The following is a 2,192-nucleotide window of genomic DNA, read 5'->3' on the forward strand; positions in this document are numbered from 1 at the left end:
CATCTTTTGTAATTGCTCAAAGATAATATCTGAGGAAACAGGTTGAGACTGAACTAAGTGGAAAATTTCACCAAAAGATGGTATTGACGATAATTCAACAATGGCACGACTTACATAATCTACAGGTAAAATTTCTAAAGGCATAGTTCCATCTGGCATACTGCCCATCTGCACATAACCCAAAAGTGATTTATAAAGAAAATCGTTCTGATTAAATACTCCTGTTTGGCTATGTCCAGAAATTGCACCAAAACGGTAAATATTGATAGGAATCCCGCGCTTAATAGCTTCAATTACCAGTTTCTCTGCCACCCATTTACTCTGAGCATAGCCACCAACTGGCATGAGATAATCATCTAAACTATCTTGTTCGTCTACTCGGAGCTTTTTCGTATTGCTATTGGCGGCAAAAACACTAATTGTAGAGATGAAATGTACAGGTTTTAATTTGGTGCAACTCGCCAGTCGCAAAACTTCTTGAGTTCCTAAAACATTTGCTCCTTTGAGGCGAGTATAAGGTTCTGTATGATTCACTCGCGCTCCATTGTGATAAATCACATCTATTTGGTTAGCTAAATCTTGAAACTGGAATGGCGAAAGTCCTAAATTAGGTTGAGCAAGATTCCCAAGTACAGGAAAAATGCGCGTTGTTAGGGATGCATCCCAAAGTTTGTAAGATTGCAATGCTGTTTTAATTCTTTCCTGTGCAGCTTCAATTGTTTCTGCTTGCACTAAACAATAAATTGATGCTGAACTTCTGCATAATAATTCATGGAGAAGAAACGCCCCCACAAATCCCGTAGCACCAGTTAATAAAACATGATTTTTTGGAGTGTCGGAACCCCTCCCTAACCCTCCCCTTGCTAAGGGGAGAGAATCAGAATTAGTTTCTTCGGTTGGAAAGTCGGAACCCCTCCCTAACCCTCCCCTTGTAAAAGGGAGGGAATCGGAATCTTTTTCCCCCCTTTGCAAGGGGGGATTAAGGGGGGTGGGGGGAACAATGGTAGAATCGAGAATAGCCTCCTGTTGCCAATTGACTTCTACTCCTCGTCTAGGATTTTGCAGAAACTCGATAATTTCTGTCTTGTGCGTTTGCAATTGCTCTCTGAGTGAATCTGTCAGCACACCTTTAGGAGCATTACACCGCAGTTTCGGGGTGTCGTTGACATTATCAAGCCAAATGCGAACATCTAGACGCTGTAATTGAGTAAGAAATTCCTGGATTGGCGATATTAAACTTTCATAGACGGGTTGTAAGGGTACTTGCGATTCGCTCAAAATACTCCCTAATATAGATGTATTTGTTGAACGAGGTGTCAATAAAATCTCTTCACAACCAAAGAGGCGTTTACTGACAATTTCTTGACTGCGACAATACCCCACCAATTGGTTAGACTCGACAATCGGCTTTGACTCTGGGGTGTAGAGAATGGAAGTAATAAATGTTAGCCAGGGTTCCTGACCCATAGCATAAATATACACTTGTTGGGGATGAAATTGATTAACTAGGGCGATCGCTCTTTGAGCATTTGAGCCATCTAATCGCCGGGTTTTGGCAATTTTCCGAGGTACTTGCTGAGTTAATAATGCTCCGTATGCCCAGTTATAAGCTGCGCCATCACACTCCATACCAATGAACAGCACATCAATATCACCAAAAATTTGATGCAGATGTGTATATAGTTGAGGGTCAATATTGTTAGAATCGGCGGCACACAAAATTGAGCGTCCCTTAAGATTCACCAGATAAGCTGCTTTTGCACCAATATTTAAGTCTCCGTGTTCTCCCAAAAACGGCAAACCGGCAATATAACCATCAGCGATGTTAATGATTTCTAGTTCATCAATTTCTTGGACATTCTCAAACCCAATTTGTTGCAGCATCAACTTTAAACAGGGGTCGATGAGCGTTCCCTTATTGCTTTTTGGCACAACCACGGTTTTAATTTTGTGACGTAACTGCAAGAGGGTTTCCAGCATTACATGGTCTTGATGATTGTGGGTAATCAAAACGTAGTCAATTACCTGGGGAAGTTCTGCAAAAGTGTAGCGCTTAATCCCCGATGCAGGGGGCCGGGCTCCTCAATGGTGTGGTCCAGTTCGCTTTCGACCATGCTCACCAGCTCGCGGTAGTGCTCGGGCAGCATGGGCGTGACAACCTGAAAGGTGTCCAGCGCATAGCCGTTGGCAGC

General features: G+C 42.7%; 1 protein-coding gene. It reads right to left on the minus strand.

Annotated elements, in window-relative coordinates; translation table 11 throughout:
- Positions 1-1,980, minus strand: a 1,980-nt coding sequence (locus LC574_RS36875) for a thioester reductase domain-containing protein (protein ID WP_306422220.1), incomplete at its 3' end; no start/stop codon positions are given.
- Positions 1,981-2,192 lie beyond the last annotated feature (212 nt).

It is taken from the genome of Nostoc sp. CHAB 5715, from assembly GCF_020829685.1.
Lineage (GTDB): Bacteria > Cyanobacteriota > Cyanobacteriia > Cyanobacteriales > Nostocaceae > Nostoc.